This is a genomic window from Natrialba sp. SSL1, from assembly GCF_001861355.1.
In the GTDB taxonomy this organism is placed as follows: domain Archaea; phylum Halobacteriota; class Halobacteria; order Halobacteriales; family Natrialbaceae; genus Natrialba.
The window spans coordinates 401,575-418,872 of the sequence record NZ_MASN01000035.1; the positions used below are offsets into that span (position 1 = coordinate 401,575).

Consider the following 17,298-nt stretch of genomic DNA (forward strand, 5'->3'; position numbering starts at 1 on the left):
CGGTCGCCGCCGTCGAACACGGCACGCGCGACCAGTTCGTCCTCCCACCGCAACGCCACACCCGGTGGTGAGTCGGCGATGAGCGACCGCAACCGCGACCGCGACCGACCAGCCACAGCCACCACCGACGGCCCCACGATTCTCGTCGTCGGCAACTCACGTCGACTCGACCGTACGGCGGACACGCTCGCGTCGGTACTCGAGTCCACCGCACTGAGACAGGCCCCGAGTACCGACGTGGCACGTGAGTACCTCGCGACCCCGACCGACGCGCAGGCGACGGCCGACCCGCCCAGCCCGGTCCACTGTCTCGTCTGCGAGTTCAGCACCGACCCGGCCGAGGAGTCGACACTCGCCGAACTCACTGCACTCACCGCACTCGAGAGCGACGACGCGACGGACGGGCGCGTGACCGACCTGCCGCCGATCATTGCGCTCGCGGCTCCCGACGAGGCGGCGGCGGCGCTCGACGCCGGCGCGACCGACGTGTTCACGCCGACCGATCCGGCGGCAGTGGTCGCAGCTCGCGTGGAGTCCGTGGCGGGCCGGCAGTACAACGATTGGGAGGCGGAACGGACGCGGCGAAAAGACGAGCGGGCACAGACGATTCTCCAAAACACGACCGCACCGATTCTGGTCCTCACGGCGGCCGGCGAGATTCGAACGGCGACGCCAGCTATCGAATCACAGACCGGCCACGCGCCGCCGGTACTCGAGGGCGAACGACTCAGCGCGTTCGTCCACCCCGATGATCGCGAGCAACTTCGCCGGACCGTCGCGGCTGTCGCCGACGGCTTGGTGGGGGAAACTGAACAGGTCCGGCTCCGACTCAGAACTGCTGGCGGCACCTGGCGCGTCGTGGAACTGGTCTGTGTCTCCCGGCTGTCGGATCCCGCACTCGAGGGCATCGTTGCCACGGTCGAGCCGGTGCGGCCGGCACGCGACGGTGACGAGCCCGCTGACACAGACGAGCGCACAGCACTCGACCGGCTCCCGGTTGCCTACTTCTCGCTCGGTCCCGACTGGGAGCTCCAGTGGGCGAACGAGTCCGCCCGGCGATTTCTCCGTGGCACTGGGGAGGAGCAATCAGACGGGGTGCGAGCGCGGGGGGTACTCGAGAACACCGTCATCTGGGACCTGCTGCCCGCGGCGCTTCGGGAGACGTTCTACGAGCGGTTGCACGAGGCTCGCGCGAACGAGACACTGGTGCAGTTCGAGACGCCAATTCTGGGCGAGTCGTCGGTGTTGGACCCCGCGCCAGCGCCGACCGAGGCAGATGACCAGTCCGACGACACCGGTCGGCTCCTCGTGACTGCCGCTCCAGACGGGGACGGAGTCACACTCGGTATACACGAGTTGCGTGGCGATACCGCTGGTGAGACGACCTCGCCACCGCTCCCCGCAGACCGCGAACGACTCGCACTCCTGTCGGAACTCGTCGACGCACTCGAAGACGGGGTCGCCGTTCTCGACGACGGCACGGTGGAATTCGCGAACACGGCGCTGTGCGAACTCGCACAAACGGACTCGCTGGCGGGCACCGCAATTGCCTCGCTGTTCGATGATGATCTCGCCGCGGCGATTCGCGAGCGGGCGAACGCGCCGGTTGTCCGGTGGATGGACTCCATCGGAGGCGAACTGCTCGAATCTCGTGACGACCGCCGACCGGTCGACGTGCTCGTGACGCCGCTTTCGGACGCGGACCGGACGCTCTGTGTCGTTCGTGACCGTCGGCAGTCGGCCGCTGGCTCCCTCTCGCGGCTCGCGGCAACGCTCGACTCGCTCGACGCGGCCGATTCACGAACGACAGTTCAACGGACGGTCGTCGATGGAGTCCGGGTAGAAACAGGCGGCGAGTTCGCCGGCTGGTACCGACTCGAGGAGGCCGAGAAAGCCGCGGAGGCCGCGGAATCGGCGGGTGCTGACACCGCAGACGAGCCACGGTTTCGGCCCGTCGCAATCGCGACCGGCCCCGACGTGCCCCGAATCGATCCACCGCCAGTCGAGCGAGATGCGCTGGCGTTCGTGGACGACGAGAGCGAGAGGAGCGGCCAGCACACTGAGAGCAGCGAACCCACCGACCCACCCGCCGTTCGACTCGTCGACGACACCACCGCTTCGGCCTTCCTCTCTCGATCCGGACTCCGCGCGGCGCGCGTCCTCGCCGTCCCGATCACCGACGAGGATATCGTGGTCGTGACCGGCAGCGACCCGCTCGCCTTCGACGCGCTCGACACCGAGCCCGTCGCCGCCCTGGCCGCCGCCGGGAGCGTCGCACTCGAGTCCACCCTCGCGCGCGAACGCAGTCGGGAGTCTCACCGCGAGCGCGAGCGACTCGCGGGCGCGCTGTCGGTCGCCGACGCGGTCACGGCGGCAGAGCGGGAACTGCTCGCGGCTGAGAGTCGAGATGCTGTGGAGCAGCGGCTTTGTGAGGTGGTCGGCGGGCTGCCAACGGCGGTTGGGGGAAGTGAGGGAGTCGAGATGAGAGAGAAAGGCGAGGTGGGGAGGACGGATGAGGGAGACAAGATGGGGTGGATGGGCGAGGAAGGCGAGGTGGGGTGGATGAGCGAGGAAGGCGAGGAAGGGGATGTGGACGAGAGGGGCGAAGGGAGCGACCGAGATGAGGAAGGCGAGGTGGATGACGAGAACGACAGAGACGAACCGACCGAGATCACAGCTGCGTCCGCACCGGCCGCTACGCCCGAATCCACAGCCACAACCGCGACCCCGTCTCTCGTCTGGTTCGGCCGCATCGACGCCGGCTCCGAAACCGTCACCCCGCAGGCCTGGGCCGGCAACCACGCCGCCCTCCTCGACGCCGGCGGCGACGCAGACCGGCCGTCGCTCACCGTCGACTCGAGTACCGTGCTGCCAGCCGCGCGGACGGCTGCGACCCAAACGCCAACCGTCGTCGACGATTTCACGGCGCTCGCCGAGTCCGAACTCGACTCGACGGGGCGGGCGTGGTACCGGACACTTCGCGACGCTGGCGTGCGCTCGGCGGTGAGTGTGCCGGTGGAGTACGGTGGGATCAGCTACGGTACGCTCACGGTCTACGCCGACCGGCCGGACGCGTTCGACGACCGCACACGCCGCGCCTACAGCCACCTGGGCGACGGTGCGGGCTACGCCATCGGCGCACTCGCGCGAACGCAGGCGCTACTGACGGATCGCGTCACCGAACTCGAGGTCGTCCTTCGCGAGTCGAACGATCCGCTGGCACGGGTTGCCTCGCGGCTGGGGCGTGGACTCGACGTCCGAGCGGTCGTGCCACGGTCCGGCGGTGGTTCGACCGTCTACTGCACAGCCCGCAGCGCGGACGTCGACGGCGATACAGCTGCAGGGCAGACCAGGGATAGTGACAGTGAGGCCTTGGCCGAAGACGAGGACGCAAACGGAAGTGAGAGCGCGGACGATCCGCTCTCTTCGCGTCTCGAGTCGGCCATCACCCTCGACGGCGTGACGAGTGTGCGACTCGTTGGCGACGAACCGGACCAGACCGACCGTAGTGACGACGGTGCCCAACCCGGCTCGCCGCTCGAAGTCGTACTCGAGTCGGAGTCGCTCGCGGACGTGCTCGCGGCACACGGCGGCGTCCTCCACTCGGTGACGCCGCTCGACGACCGGACGCGGCTAGTGCTTACGGTTCCGGGATCCGATTCGGCGACGACGCCGGTTAGATCGATCGTCGAACGACTCGAGCAGGAGGCCGCGAGTGCGCGATTACTCGCCCGGCGCGAGCGGGATGCACGGCCGCGGTCGGTGCGAGCGTTCGATGCCGAACTGCGAGAGCGACTGTCGGATCGGCAGTGGCGGACACTCGAGGCGGCGTACTACGGCGGCTTCTTCGCGTGGCCGCGAGAGAGCACCGGCGAGGAGATCGCAGACTCGCTCGCCGTCTCCCAGCCGACGTTTAGTCGACACCTCCGGGTAGCACAGCGAAAGCTGTTCGAGCTGTTGTTCGATCAGTCGGCGTGACGGTCACGCGGGCGTCCACACAGGCTGGGAGAAACCGAGCGAGAGCCTCCGTTTGCGGGGTGTAATCCCATATTACCGGGTGTAATCCCTGGTATCGACCGTTTCAGACAGGATCGTGTCGCGAATAATTTCCTGTTTCTTTCACCGGCGAACAGTCACGGCAATCGACGGCTGAATAGGTATAGCATCGGGATTCCGATCGGTGTGGGTATCTAGCTCCCACGTCCATATCGGTCGCGTCGAATTTCGTAGCCAATGAGTGAGCGTCCGGTAACGACAACTTACGGCAATCATCCACACGGATGGGGGAGTGGTGCGTGAGCCTCGATCTCACCGACACCGAGCCGTCGGCTGAGACCGAGTCGGAACCGAAGACGACGACCGACAGCCCCGCGTCGCCGCCGGACGAGAGACACAGCGTCCTCCGATCGCAGGCGGACGGCGGCGTCGTGGCACAGCTTCGCCTCGAGCACGCCGACCTCGTCCTCCGGCCGACGCTTCGACGGGCACTCGAGAACACCGTCGAACCGGAGTACTGGACTACGACGGACCGCACGATTCTCTTCGTCACCGTCTACGGGTCGGAGTTCGACGGCTTCGAGGGCGCGCTCGCGGAGGATCCGACGATCACGGACCCCGTACTGGTCGATCGCTACCCCGACAGGCGAGTCTACCGGGTCACGCTGACCGAGCGCGCGCTGACGTTCATGCCGATCGCGACCGAGACGAACGGCCGGGTACTCGAGATCACCAGCACGCGCGACGGCTGGCTCGTCCAGTTGCGATTCCCCGACCGAGACTCGCTCGTCGCGTTCAACGACGAGTGTCGCACGCGTGGGATGTCAGTTTCCGTCGAGCACCTCCGCGTCTCGGACGACGAGGACGACGGCGTCGTCGCGCTCACGGAGAAACAGCAGGAACTCCTGCTCGTCGCCTATCAGGAGGGCTACTTCGACGTGCCGCGCGGGATCTCACAGGACGAACTCGCAGACCGGCTGGACGTCTCGAAATCGGCGGTGTCACAGCGCCTTCGACGTGCGATCGGCGAACTCTGTGGCGCGACGATCGCGTAGCGACGCTGCGTATCGGTGGGTGTCTGTCGGTGTTCGGACGGCGGAGCTTCTTGTCACCGATCATCGTTCGTCACTCATCGATCATCGATCACGGATTATCGACCGGCCATCAGCGATCAATGGGATCGTGTGAGGATGCTCTGCCGATGCGATGCTGCGACGGCAGAGTTGAAATGGAGCGAAGTGGAAAGAAGGCCGTTACTCGTCGTCGCCGTCGTCGTCTCGCATCTCGCCGAGCTGGGAGACGAGTTCGTCGGTCGAAACGTCGGATTCGAAGGACATCTGGCCGTCGTGGTCGTTCTGGTGGACGTTGACCGCTTCGACATCGTCATCGTCGTTCGCCGTCTGTTGCTGCTGCTCGGATTCGTCGTAGCTACCAAAACCCATAGGATACCTGGGTCGGGACCACGCATAGGTGTGGCGGTTCGAACCCGCTCTGCAAGGGGTTCGCACGTGTTTTTCGGCTGAATTGTCTCCTCACTTCAGCCGGAGGTACTGGCGGTCGTACTCCGGTTCGCCCTGTCGTGGGTGGATGGTGATGAACGACTCCGGCGGCAACTCGGCGAGGTGCGCCGGCAGGTCCTCGAGTTCAGAGTGCCAGCCGACGTCGCCGCGGCGCGGGGCGATGGAAATGATCAGGTCGTCGTCTTCGGTCTGGCTCTCGAGTCGTGGCAGGAGCCGCCCCCAGTTGTCGATTTCGTCGAACTCGGCGGGGGTGTCCTCCTCGACGAGGGTAAACAACTGTTCGTACTGGTGGGCGGAGCCCTCGACGACGATCACGTTCAGTTCGGCACCGAGATTGGAGGCGAGGCGTTTGACGATGTGGACGGCCTCGTAGAACCCTTCGTGGTGGTCCGCACCGATCGGGACGACGACGAAGAGCCGGCGGGTCGTGTTGATCGGATGCCCGAGTCGCGAGATCAGGACGGGAAGCGTCGTCTGCTCTAGGACCTGGTCGATGATGCTCCCGAAGATACGGTGACGGAAGCTCTCGCCAGCGTCCCAGCCCATGAGGATCTGGTTCGCCTGCACCTCGACGGCCCCCTGGACGACTCCGGAGGCGACGTTGTGGTTGACGCGGGTCTCGGTTTCGACGGGGACCTCCGCGGCGCTGCCGGCGGCCGCGAGCTCGTCGAGTTCGGCCTGGACGCCGGCAACCTGTTGTTCCGTCGGCGACGAGCCGTCCGGCTGGACGACGGTCATCACGTTGATCGGCTCGGTCCCGCGGTCACCCTTGAGGACGAACGCGAGTTCGAGGAGTCGCTGCTGGAGGTCGGCGTGGTGTGAGAGCGGCAGCAGGATCGAGGGATCGCGCCCGTCGTCCTCGTCCTCGCCGACCTCGCTCTCGTAGGCGAGGTTCGTCGCGGCGCGCTCGGTAATCCACGGGCTCAGAATCGCCGTTACGAGTAACAACAATACGACGGCGTTGAGAATCTCGGCCGTGAACAGTCCGATATCGAAACCGATGAGGGTAATTGCGAGCGCGGCCGCAGCCTGGCCGGTCGACAGTCCGAAGATGACGTTTCGCTCGTTGGGCGTGTAGCCCTGGATTTTCGAGACCAACAGCGCGGCGGCCCCCTTCCCTACGACCATGATCCCGACGACCAGAGCCGTAATCTGTAGCGTTTCGGGACCGGCCAGGATCACAGTCGGGTCGACGAGCATCCCGACGTGCAACAGGAAGAAGGGAATAAAGAAGGCGTTCCCGACGAACTCGATCCGGTTCATTAGCGTCCCACCCTGCGGGATAAGCTGGTTGATCGCAATACCGGCGACGAACGCACCGAGAATGGCGTCCAGTCCGAGAACCTCAGCGAGCGTCGCTGCAGCGAAAATGGCGACCATGACGAAGAGGAACTCGAAGTAACTCTCTTGACTGAAGTTCTGGAAGAACCACCGCGAGACCGGCGGAACGACGAGCCAGGCGCTTCCGAACAGGAGGGCGATCGACAGCGCGACCTCACCGAACAGCAGGAACGAAAACCCGTCCTCGACAGCGCCAGTCACGACCGCGAGGACCACGAGCGCGAGCGTGTCCGTGAAGAGAATCCCGCCGAAGACGGCCGCAACGGCCCGATTTTTCGTCACACCGAGCCGGTTGACGATCGGGTACGCGAGCAGCGTGTGCGAGGCGAACACCGCCGATAGCAAGAGGGCACCTTCGAGACTGAGTCCGAGAACTGTATGCGTCGCGAACGTACCGACGGTAAACGGGATGAAGAAACTCGCCAGACCGAACAGCGTCGCGTTCTCCGGCGCCTCCTTGAACGTCCGAATGTCGAGTTCTAATCCGACAGTGAACAGCAGATAGACGAGACCGACTTCACCGAGCAGTTCGATCGCGTCCGAGTGCTCGACGATCTCGAGTGCGTCCGGCCCGATGAGGGCACCGAAGAGAACGATGCCGACGATACCGGGTTGACCAAGCCGTTTGATCAGTAGTGGACCGACGAGGAACACGATCATCGCGGCCGTGAAGACGAAGATCGGCTCCTCGAAGGGAATCGACACCGGTTCGACGACGAGTGGTGAGAGCATCGATAGATCGACTGGGTAGCGTTGGGCGACAGCGACTGCTCAGTAGTTCCGGCAAGTTATGCAACTTTTGTCGGCGTTCGGCGGGAAACGGCGTACTCATCACGACAAACTGGTGAGGAAGCTAATAAAACGCAGGATTTCGTTCGGAGAATATCGATACGTGCCCAATTTTCGGGCTACAGATGGATTCGAAACTGGATAGTCGACCGGTTTCGACGACGAGACTGCCCTAATCGTCTCTTTTTTCAGGCAGTTACGGCTGGTACGTAGCGGTGTGTGGTCGGGAGCGGGTCACCAACTGACCACTATCGCGACACGGGCTGTGGGCACTCCATACCGTCGGTTGGGCGGCGAATACAGCGTCGTTCGGCGCGCCATACTCGAGTCCCCCGACGACGTTTGGTTGACATACTCCCGAGAGTGGTTGGATTTGGTGTGGATTGTCGCAGTGAGCAACAGCGAAGCGAACGATTCTCAGGAAGTCGTTCACGAACGTAGAACGATCGGTGGTGAACCGCTGTGAACGGCGTAGTGGGGAAGTGACAGCAACCGACGCGGGAGGCTCGTTCAGTAGTCAATCTATAGTAATGGGTTCGGCTTGCTTGAGAAGCAACCATGTCCGCGCACCGTTTCAACGCCCGCCAGGCCGGGACGGGTGGTCGACCGATCCGCCGTGGGTCGTCCGTCCAGCCTCGGTCCGACGTCCGATCTCAGTTCCCCGATATCTGCGATGCTCGCAAGCGAGACGACAGCCAGGGGCCGGTCGATCCGGCCACGAACGCACCGGGAGTGGTGATCGACTGATGTGTGGGATTATCGGCCACGTCGGCACTGACGACGCACTGGATACCCTCCTGACCGGCCTCGAGAACCTCGAGTACCGTGGCTACGACTCCGCCGGGATCGCCGTCCAGAACGGCTCCGGTATCGCCGTCCAGAAGCGCTCCGGAAAGGTCGAGGAGCTAAAAAGTTCGATCGGAGACAGACACATCGAGGGCAACGTCGGCATCGGACACACCCGCTGGTCCACCCACGGGCCGCCGACCGACGAAAACGCCCATCCACACACAGACGGCACCGAGGACGTCGCCGTCGTCCACAACGGTATCATCGAGAACTACGCCGACCTCAAAGACTGGCTTCGCGCACGCGGTCACGAGTTCACGAGCGATACCGATACCGAGGTCATCCCCCACCTCATCCAGCACCACCTCGACGAGGGCATGGAAAGCGAGGCCGCCTTCAGACGTGCCATCGACGAACTCGAGGGCAGCTACGCCGTGACCGCGATGCTCGACGGCGAACACGTCCTCTACGCGGCCCGCAAGGGCTCCCCGCTCGTCGTCGGCGTCGAGGACGACGAGTTCTTCCTCGCCAGCGACGTGCCGGCCTTTCTCGAGTACACCGACACCGTCGTCTACCTGGAAGACGGCGACGTGGCGATCATCGACGAAGCGGGCGTCGAGTTCACCGACCTCGCGGGCGAGCCCATCTCGCGCGACCTCGAAACAGTCGAGTGGGACCCCGAACAGGCCGGCAAGGGCGAGTACGACCACTTCATGCTCAAAGAAATCCACGAGCAACCGACCGCGCTCGCCCAGGCCATCGAGGGGCGAATCGATCCCACCAACGGGCGAATCGCGCTCGAGGACTTCCCACCGGGAACGTTCGACGGCATCGAGAACGTGCAGCTCATCGCCTGCGGTACCTCCTACCACGCGGCTCTGTACGGTTCGCTCGCGCTGAACCAGGCCGGCATCCGCGCGACGGCGCTGCTCGCGAACGAGTACAGCGTGACGGCACCACCAGTTGACGACGAGACGCTCGTAATCGCAGTCACCCAGAGCGGCGAGACGGCAGACACGCTGAGCGCGCTCCGGCAGGCGACCGCAGCGGGTGCCGATACGCTCACCGTCACGAACGTCGTCGGCTCGACCGCCGCCCGCGAAGCCGACGAGACGCTGTTCATCCGCGCCGGCCCCGAAATCGGCGTCGCCGCGACCAAGACGTTCTCCTCGCAGGCCGTCATGCTCACGCTGCTCGCCCAGCGGATCGCCGCCGATTCGCGCGGCGATCCCCCGGCGGACCTGCAGTCGCTGCTCCCCGATCTGGCGCAGATGCCGGGCCAACTCGAGGACCTGCTCGCCACCGACGACGCGGCTCGCATCGCACGCCAGTACCAGGGCAGCCAGTCGTACTTCTTCATCGGCCGCGGCCTCGGCTATCCGGTTGCACTCGAGGGCGCGCTCAAATTCAAGGAGATTACCTACGAGCATGCGGAAGGCTTCGCCTCGGGCGAACTCAAGCACGGCCCGCTCGCGTTAGTGACTCCCGATACGCCGGTGTTTGCGGTGTTCACCGGCGAAGAAGACGAGAAGACGCTGAAAAACGCCGAAGAGGCCCAGACCCGCGGTGCGCCGGTCATCGCGGTCTGTCCGGAGGGCCATCGTGCGGTCGAGGTCGCAGACGAGCATCTCGAGATCCCCGACAGCGACGCCGAGCTAGCGGGGCTGCTCGCGAACGTGCAGTTACAGCTCGTCTCCTACCACGCGGCGGCGTTGCTCGATCGGCCGATCGACAAGCCGCGGAACCTCGCCAAGAGCGTCACCGTCGAGTAGGCGGGGCGCTGGTTCACTGGTTCTCTAGCTGTCGTGCAGTGGGACGGTCCCGCAGAAACCGATCGCCACCGGAGCCGAGGCCACCCCCGTAGCCCCCGCTCCGTGCAGCGCCGGGTGATCGTAACCCGCACTCGAACGATGTCGAACTCGAGTCGGCTGGAAGAGCGACGATCGAGCAACGGTGTGGTACTGACCGACACTCCTCCACTGTGACTAGCCGGAGCGGGTTACATAAAATCGGTCCCTGGGAACGTCGGCCCCGTGGTCCCAGCGGTTTCAGTGGTTTCGGTGATGTTGGTGGAGAAACAGTTTCAGGACCAGGTTCGCCTTACCGATCCCGCTCGACTACTTCACCGGGTTTCGATGTCGCGCCGGCGTCGAGTTTCAGCCCGGGCGTCAGACTCGTGTTGATCCCCGTCTTGACCTCGTCGCCGGCGACGACGCCGAACTTCCGTCGTCCCGTCGAGAGCCGCTCGCCCTTGACAGTGAACTTGATCGCCTCGTCGTCGTGGCGAAGGTTGGCGACCGTCGTCCCCGCACCGAAGTTGACGTTACGGCCGAGCACGCTGTCCCCAACGTAGGAGAGGTGGCTGACGGATGTCCCACGAGAGAGGACGCTGTTTTTGATCTCGACCGCGTTGCCGACCGACGCGCCCTCGTCGACGAGCGTCGCCCCGCGAACGTACGCGTTCGGGCCCACCGTCGCACCCGAGCGAATCAGCGCCGGTCCCTCGATCACGACTCCGGGTTTCACCGTTGCACCTTCCTCGACGACGACGTCGCCCTCGAGTTGGGCTGCATCACTGACCTCGCCCTCGATGCGCCGGTCGAGCTCGCCGAGCTTCCATTCGTTGGCCTCGAGGAGTTCCCACGGGCGGCCGACGTCCATCCAGCGGTCGGTCGTGACCGGGGTGACCGCGAACTCGTCGATGACGCGGGCGAGTACGTCCGTGATCTCGTGTTCGCCGCGTTCGCTGGCGGGGACTTCGAGCCACTCGCGGGCGCGCTCGGGGAAGGCGTACGCGCCGGCGTTGGCGAGGTTCGTCGGGGGATCGGCGGGTTTCTCGACGATGTCGACGATGGTATCGTCCTCGGTGCTCAGTACGCCGTAGTTGCTCGGGTTCTCGACCTCGACGGCGCAGACGGCCGGGCAGGCGTCGAAGAGCGCGTCGATCGCGGCGGGGTCGTAGAGATTGTCCCCGTTGAGGACCGCAAAGGGGCCGTCGAGGTGTTCGCTGGCGGCGTTGACGGCGTCCGCGGTGCCGTCCTGACCTTCCTGGACGGCGTAGGTGATCGGGACGCCGCGATAGCTGTCCTCGAAGTGTTCTCTGACGGTGTCGGCCTCGTAACCCACGACAAGAACGATTTCCTCGGCCCCGGCGTCGATTGCGGCGTCGACGGTGTGGGCGACGAGCGGTCGGTCGGCGACTGGCAACATCGGTTTCGGGACGGATCCGGAGAGCGGCCGAATCCTGGTTCCCTCTCCCGCTGCGAGAACGACTGCTTTCATGACCCTGACCTACGGCCATGTGGGGGATAAATATACAGCATCTAATCGCCCGACCTGAGCGCGAGAAAAACCGTTCACGGGAGGCGGAGACGGGCGATATGCCTCTCGTTGTCGTCGTTGTACTGGCGGCAAGTCGTTTCGATTGGGTGGTGGAGTCGTTTTGGACGAGTGTCGCGTGCAACCATTGTGACCCTGGTGGTGATTCGGTCAGCGGGTGGATTCGACGAACACTTCCCGGTCGAGAAATTCCGTCGAAATCAGCCGGTAAAACGAGCCATTACGTTCAGGAAATATTGAATTTCGCGACGTAGAACCGGTTACAGTGTCGATTTCCGCAATCGAATGGAATCGGGTAAATTCGGCATAAACGGCGGTGCTAGCGTCCAGAAATCGAGTTATGCAGTCTATATTAAATACCGTTCTGTGGCTACGGCCTGATGATGTCGACGGAACCAACTGATGCGAAGTGGACGCCGATGACGTCTCGCCAGCAAACGAGCGCCCCCCGCTGTGTCAACTGCGGCAACCAGGTCACCCGTCAGTTCGCTCGTGTCTTCGGAGACAATCGCGACGTCGTCCACGCCTGCCCCGACTGTGCGACGTATCGCGAGATGAAGACCTCCGATTTCATCCCCAAAGAGAAGCGCTAGACGCAACGACGTCGAAAAACGAACAGCCACCAGAAGATGCGGCTCCGTGGCAGGATCGCCCGTCTGCGTTCCCGTCCTACCACCCGGCTGGGAGGCTCGTGCTCATCGACTTCCCATTCCGTCTCCTAGACGGTCACCGGCCCTTCATCGTTCTCGACTTCTCCCCTCCCGTCTTTCATTTCTCCTCGTCTCAGTTTACACTCTCGACGCTCAACGCCATTCCACTCACCCACTCTTCACTCACCCACTCTCCCACTCACATCCTAAAACGAGTCGACAGGCCGAGCGAGGCAGAGACCAGGAGGATCAGAAGAGCCACCAGCCGAGAAACCGCCCGAACACACCGCTGTCCCGCTACTGCTCGGCTACTCCGACCGCGTCGATCGCCTCCTCGACCAGTGCCCGTGCCTCGTCGAAAACGCGCTCTGCGGCCGCTGCAGAGCGGGCTTCGGCCGTCACCCGGACGAGCGGCTCCGTTCCGCTGGCACGGAGCAAGAACCAGCCCTTGTCCGTCTCGACGCGGACTCCATCCAGTGTGTCCACGTCGTCGTAGACCTCGGTCACGCGCTCTTGCACGGCCGTCATCACTGCTTTCTTCTCGGTCACTTCGACCGACGTGCGGCGGATCGGATACTGTTCGATTTCGTCCGCAAGCTCGGAGAGCGGCCCCGCTGTGTCGACGAACTCCACCAGCTTACAGGCCGCGAGCGGACCGTCGGGGCAGAGCGTCTCCTCCGGCCAGATCCAGGCCCCGCTCGGCTCGCCGCCAAAGGTCACGTCGTCCTCGGTCGCCCGCTCCGCGACGTAGACGTCACCGACCTGTGTCCGCGTCAGCGACGCACCAACGGCTGCGAGCGCGTCGTCAACAGCGAGACTGGTGTCAACCGGTGCAGCGACCCGGTCGCCGTCGCCCGCTGCCTTGCGGGCGAACAGCGCGAGCAACGCGTCCTTCGGGACGAACGTCCCCGTCTCGTCGACCGCCATCATCCGATCCGCGTCGCCGTCGTGTCCGATCCCGAGATCCGCGTCGGTGTGTTCGACCATCGCGGCAAGGGACTCGAGTGTCTCCGCGTTTGGCTCGCTCGGCCGACCGGGGAACGAGCCGTCGGGCTGGCCGTTGAGCGTTTCGACAGTACAGCCGAGGTCGTCGAGGACTGAGGCGGTGATGCCGCCGGTGCCGTTGCCGACGTCGACGATCACGTGCGGGTTCCCGTCGATGTCGACCGCGTCCGCGAGCGCTGCGGCGTGGAACGCGGTCGCGCCGTCGTACTGGCGGTGGGTGCCGAGTTCGTCCCAGGCGGCGAGGTCGTAGTCCGACTCCTCGATTCGTCGTTCGATTTCGTCACGCTGGCCGGGGCCGAACGCCTTTCCGGAGGGTGTCCAGAGCTTGATCCCGTTGTCCGTCTTCGGGTTGTGCGAGGCCGTGACGACGATACCGGCGTCCGCGTCGAGGTGGTCGATCGCGCGGGCGACGGTCGGCGTCGCCGCGATGCCGACTTCGATCACGTCCGCGCCGCACTCGCGCAGGCCGGCCGAGACCGCGTCGACTAGCATCAAGCCACTCTCGCGCGCGTCTCGTCCGAGGACGACCGTCTCGTACCCATCCGAGGCAACCGCTCGACCGACGGCGAGTGCGAGGGCTGCCGTTACCTCGTCGCCGATCGGGCCGCGGATGCCACTCGTTCCGAACATACCGGTCGTGACGCGATCCAGCGCCTTACTATGTTGTGGTTAACAGCGTTCGCTCGCGCAAATTCCCGCCGTCGATCGTTTGACTGCGAAGAACGGACGGCCAACGTTCGGTTAGCACAACCCTATGATTCTGAACCGTCGAAACGGTATAGAAGCGCCACGAGGTACGCCGAGACAGTTGACTATGAGTGCCACTGACTCCGAGCCCGAAAGCGACCCAGACCCAGACCGAGACCCAGAGCCGGACCTCGAATCCGGATCCGGATCCGGATCCAAATCCAAATCTGAATCTGAATCTGACCCTGAACCGAACACCACACTCACCGACCTCCCGCCAAGCGCCAAACTCGTCTACAAGGTACTCGAGTACGAGGGCTCGCTCACGCAGGAGGAACTCGCCGCGGAGTCGCGGTTGTGCTCACGGACGGTTCGGTATGCGCTCGGGAAACTGGAGAACGCGGAACAGGTCGACAGCCGGGTCTGTTTGCAGGATGCGCGCCAGTCGAAGTATCGGATCGTCGAGCAGTAGGTGTGTGGGACGTCGAACCGGTCACCGATACTTCCGATACCGATCCACCGCCAGATCGAATCCGAACGCCCCCGACGTAATCACGTAGTTCGTCACCAGTCGGGGGTTGAACTTCGCCTTGTACCGATTGATGCTCGGCACACCCGCCCCGACGAGGTCGTAATACTCGAGTCCGTCGCGTAGACCGTCGCGCATGACGTGCCAGTCGAGGAGGTCGTTGATGGCCAGGTCGGTGCTGACGGTGGTGTCCGCATCGGGTCTGACGCCGCCCTGCCAGCGGTAACGGGTCGTCTCGGACTCGACGACGAGGATGCCGCCGAGGAACTCGCCGTCGACGCGACAGACGTAGGGACGGAGCGAGCCGTCGGGAAGCGTGCGGTGCAGTGACCGGGCGAAGTCAGGGCTGAGGTGGAAGGCGCGACCCTGGTTCTCGTAGCGGGCGGCGACCTGGTCGACGATCCGTTCGACGTCATCGGTGTCGCCCTCTTCGATGGTGTAAGCGTCATCGTCAGCGTTTCGGATGTTGCTCCGTGCGTCGCTGCTGAAGCGGTCGAGGAGGTCGTCTTCCGAGCCTTCGAGGTCGACGACGTAGGTGTACTCCGGCTCCACGTCGAACTCGTTCCAGACGAACGGGCGAACGTCGGCGAACTCGGCCGCGACGAACCGCGTGTACAGCGGCGAGAGTTCGGTCTCGAGCCACTCGAAACAGCCCTCGAGAAAGCGCTCGATCCGGCGGTCGGCCTTGCGCTGTTTGAGTTTGTCGACGTTCAATAGCGCGGGACCGAGGTAACACGACCACGACTGCGGGGCGGGCGAGAACGCGCCCGTAACCGGTCCTCTGGTGAACTCGAAGATCGGAAAGATGCCGACCGCCTCCTGGCCCTTGAAGCCGACGAGGAGGTGCGGCGTCGTCCCTGTATCCTGTGCCTGCAGCCGGATCGCGTCCGCGCGAAAGAACGGGTTCGTCCCGTCCGAGCGCTCGACGTACCGGTCCCACTCGTCGGCGTCCTGCCACGGATCGAGTTCGGTGACCTCGATACTCATAGGTACCCCAGATCAGAGAGGCGGTCCTCGACCGCCCGGTCGTCAGTTACGGTGATCGGGTCGGGCTCGTATGCCGGATACTCCGTGCGCGAACTCTCCTCGATCACCGGGAGCGTGGTCCCGTCCATCCCGGCATCGATGGGCACGTCGAACAGCGCGCAGATCGTCGGCGCGATATCGAAGATCGTCGCCCCTGCAACGCCGGCGCGTTCGTCGAACGCCTCGCCCGTTGCCGCGACCACGCCGGTCTGCTTGTGGTTCCAGGGCTCCATCGGCTCGCCGAACTGCGCCTGACCGAGGTCGGCGACGACGGCCGTATCGAAGTCGGACGGGACGGTGACGATGTCCGGCGCGTGCTCGACGTATGGACCGTCGAAGTAGGCCTCCCGCGGCGCGACGGCGTCGAACACCGGCTCACCGTCCGGCGTTCGCACGTCCGCCAGCGCGTCGATCACCTCGTCTCGCACCCGCTCGTAGTCGGCAGCCGGCACCTGTCCGTTCGGCTCGCGCCCCTCGAGATTGATCCGTAACCCGAGCTCGCTCTTCGAGCGCATGTAGACCATCGAACTCGGGAAATCAACCTGCTCGCTCGCCGCGCGAATCATGTCGTTTGGCACCCGCCGGCCGATCGGCTCCTTGAGGCCGACGTACTCGAGTGCACTCGCAACTCGCTGCGTTGTAATCCCGATCCTGGCGGCAGCGTTCATCGCCCGTTCTACCGCGCCCGCCTCGTGCTCGCTCGCGTCCTCGCCCTCGAGGAGGTCGTTCTCCCAGGCCGTCGACCAGTTCGGCATTCCCTCGCCGCCCTTCTGGCCGTCCAGGTAGCCCTGATCGCGCAGGAACTCGTTGACACGGAACTCGGGGCCGGAGACGGGCCCCATCCCGTGGTCGCTGACGACCAGAACGTTGTCGGGATCGGTCTCCTCGAGTGTCGCTTCGAGCTGGCGGTCGACCTCGCGGTAGACCGCCTCGATGGCCTGCTTGTCGCCCGGACGCTCGTGGAAGACGGAGTCAGTGAGCTGGAACTGGAGAAAACCGAATCCGGGCTCGATGCGCCGACAGAGATAGCGAAATGCCTTCCCACGGAGTTCGAGGGTGCGTTCGTAGCCTTCGATCGATCGGTCCGGTTCGGGACCGCTCTGCGGGTAGATCCGGTAGTCGCCGCAGGCCAGTTTCACGTCCTCGAGTATCCCCTCTGGATGGCAATCGGGGTCCTCGGGCGCGGTCATCCCCGGAATCAGCGCGCCGTCGAACTCTCGCGCGGGGTGGGTGACCGGCACGTTGACGACGACACTCGCGATGCCGTGGTCGGAGAGCAGTTCCCAGACGGGCCGTTCCCGGACGTGCGTCGAGTTTACCACGTCCCAGTCGTAGCCATCGAAGGAGAGGAAGTCGAAGACGCCGTGTTTGCCGGGATTCTTCCCGGTGTACATCGACGGCCAGGCGCTGGCCGTCCACGGCGGAATCTGGGACTCGAGTGGCCCGCTAGCGCTGTCGTCGAACAGTTGCTGGAGCGTCGGGACCTCACCCTCCTCGAACAGTCGGTGAAGAATCGGTCGGCAGCCGGCGTCGAGACCGACGACCAGCAATCGAAGCCCAGGTTCGTCTGTCGAATCGTCCATGGGTGACATGTTTCGGCAGCCGGGCTTTGTTATGCGAGCGCTTG

12 protein-coding genes are annotated in these 17,298 nt (G+C 64.7%); 6 read left to right on the forward strand and 6 right to left on the reverse strand.

The annotated features are described in order from the left end of the window. The first annotated feature begins 78 nt into the window (after window positions 1-78). Window positions 79-3,978 carry a bacterio-opsin activator domain-containing protein gene (locus tag BBD46_RS12885; RefSeq protein WP_071402088.1) on the forward strand — a complete coding sequence of 1,300 codons (3,900 nt, stop codon included), beginning with the start codon at window positions 79-81 and terminating at the stop codon, window positions 3,976-3,978. A gap of 317 nt (window positions 3,979-4,295) precedes the next feature. Next, entirely contained in the window at window positions 4,296-5,051 is a 756-nt protein-coding gene (locus BBD46_RS12890) for a helix-turn-helix domain-containing protein (RefSeq protein ID WP_071402205.1), read from the forward strand. Window positions 5,052-5,249: 198 nt separating this feature from the next. On the opposite strand, the gene BBD46_RS12895 is transcribed toward BBD46_RS12890, so the two are convergent. Both BBD46_RS12895 and BBD46_RS12900 read right to left on the reverse strand, forming a co-directional pair. After that, complete coding sequence (locus BBD46_RS12895) at window positions 5,250-5,438, reverse strand: DUF5786 family protein (RefSeq protein WP_071402089.1); 189 nt, start codon at window positions 5,436-5,438, stop codon at window positions 5,250-5,252. A 90-nt stretch (window positions 5,439-5,528) separates the two neighbouring features. After that, a complete protein-coding gene (locus tag BBD46_RS12900) occupies window positions 5,529-7,589 on the reverse strand; it encodes a cation:proton antiporter (RefSeq protein WP_071402090.1) in 2,061 nt (686 codons plus the stop codon). Window positions 7,590-8,204: 615 nt separating this feature from the next. Here BBD46_RS12900 and BBD46_RS12905 point away from each other — a divergent pair. Both BBD46_RS12905 and glmS read left to right on the forward strand, forming a co-directional pair. Further along, window positions 8,205-8,393, forward strand: a complete 189-nt coding sequence (locus BBD46_RS12905) for a hypothetical protein (protein WP_071402091.1) — start codon at window positions 8,205-8,207, stop codon at window positions 8,391-8,393. After that, window positions 8,393-10,207: a glutamine--fructose-6-phosphate transaminase (isomerizing) gene (glmS, locus tag BBD46_RS12910; protein WP_071402092.1), complete on the forward strand. Its 1,815-nt coding sequence runs from the start codon at window positions 8,393-8,395 to the stop codon at window positions 10,205-10,207. Before BBD46_RS12905 ends, glmS begins: the two co-directional genes overlap by 1 nt. 328 nt (window positions 10,208-10,535) lie before the next feature. Here glmS and glmU read toward each other — a convergent pair whose 3' ends face one another. Then, on the reverse strand, window positions 10,536-11,717 hold the full coding sequence (gene glmU / locus BBD46_RS12915) for a bifunctional sugar-1-phosphate nucleotidylyltransferase/acetyltransferase (RefSeq protein WP_071402093.1): 1,182 nt from the start codon (window positions 11,715-11,717) through the stop codon (window positions 10,536-10,538). A gap of 440 nt (window positions 11,718-12,157) precedes the next feature. On the opposite strand from glmU, the gene BBD46_RS12920 reads away from it, so the two are divergent. After that, on the forward strand, window positions 12,158-12,367 hold the full coding sequence (locus BBD46_RS12920) for a DUF7563 family protein (protein WP_071402206.1): 210 nt from the start codon (window positions 12,158-12,160) through the stop codon (window positions 12,365-12,367). 354 nt (window positions 12,368-12,721) lie between these two features. Here the strand turns inward: BBD46_RS12920 and glmM are convergent, their stop codons facing one another. Then, window positions 12,722-14,059, reverse strand: coding sequence for a phosphoglucosamine mutase (glmM, locus tag BBD46_RS12925; protein ID WP_071402094.1), 1,338 nt, complete (start codon window positions 14,057-14,059; stop codon window positions 12,722-12,724). Between the two features lie 184 nt (window positions 14,060-14,243). Here glmM and BBD46_RS12930 point away from each other — a divergent pair, with 184 nt between their 5' ends. Continuing rightward, window positions 14,244-14,588, forward strand: coding sequence for a MarR family transcriptional regulator (locus BBD46_RS12930; RefSeq protein ID WP_071402095.1), 345 nt, complete (start codon window positions 14,244-14,246; stop codon window positions 14,586-14,588). A 21-nt stretch (window positions 14,589-14,609) separates the two neighbouring features. Here the strand turns inward: BBD46_RS12930 and BBD46_RS12935 are convergent, their stop codons facing one another. Together BBD46_RS12935 and BBD46_RS12940 are read right to left on the reverse strand one after the other, a co-directional pair. Continuing rightward, complete coding sequence (locus BBD46_RS12935) at window positions 14,610-15,632, reverse strand: lipid II:glycine glycyltransferase FemX (protein WP_071402096.1); 1,023 nt, start codon at window positions 15,630-15,632, stop codon at window positions 14,610-14,612. Next, window positions 15,629-17,254 carry an alkaline phosphatase family protein gene (locus BBD46_RS12940; protein ID WP_071402097.1) on the reverse strand — a complete coding sequence of 542 codons (1,626 nt, stop codon included), beginning with the start codon at window positions 17,252-17,254 and terminating at the stop codon, window positions 15,629-15,631. The genes BBD46_RS12935 and BBD46_RS12940 overlap by 4 nt, the downstream gene beginning before the upstream one ends. Window positions 17,255-17,298: the final 44 nt, after the last annotated feature.